1 protein-coding gene is annotated in these 627 nt (G+C 67.3%); it reads right to left on the bottom strand.

Features of this window, described 5'->3' with window-relative positions; genetic code table 11:
• On the bottom strand, positions 1–366 hold a 366-nt coding region (locus LS48_RS14795; protein WP_204376486.1), incomplete at its 3' end, for a hypothetical protein.
• Between the last annotated feature and the right edge of the window lie 261 nt (positions 367–627).

Below are 627 nucleotides of genomic sequence, written 5' to 3'. Positions count from 1 at the left end.
ATCCGCAAGCACGAGCATACGGCGCGCGATCGTCTCGGCATGCTTGAACGGCGGGTTGGTGACGATGGAAACGCGGGCGCCGGTCGGCAGCCAGATCGGCGCGCATTCGGTCGTCGCATCATGGATGCCATCAAGCTCAACATCGCCGCGCGTGACGATGTCGCTGGCGAAGGTAGGAATGCCGCGATCGCGGAGCGCGGTCGGAATCGTGCCGCCGCCGGCGCAGGGATCCCACACCGAATGACCGGCAAAGTCGACCGCGTCCGCCAGCTGCTCGACGCACCAGCGGGGCTCGACATACCAGTCGTCCGCCGCGCGCGCGTAATCGCTCGCCTTCGCATTCTGGGCGACATTACCGGCGCTCATGCCCGCGCCTCGCGCACCGGCAGCCCGATCACCGGGTGCCAGCCCATGACGTGGCCGTTCACGGCGCACAGGCGCTTCGCAAGAGCTGTCACCGCAGGACGCAAGGGCTCCTCCGCCGTCCCGCCCTTCGACGGGATCGACGCTGTTCGCATCGTCATCATTGATCTCCCGGGCGGGGTTGCCGCCGTTTCGTCAGTCCTCAGGTCTTCGGCGCACTGCCGTCGATGATTGCTCGGAGATGGGCCTTCAGCCCCATCAGGC

Origin of the sequence: Aequorivita aquimaris (genome assembly GCF_001573155.1) — a bacterium.
In the GTDB taxonomy this organism is placed as follows: Bacteria; Bacteroidota; Bacteroidia; order Flavobacteriales; family Flavobacteriaceae; genus Aequorivita; species Aequorivita aquimaris.
This window is presented reverse-complemented; position numbering and strand designations above follow the sequence as displayed.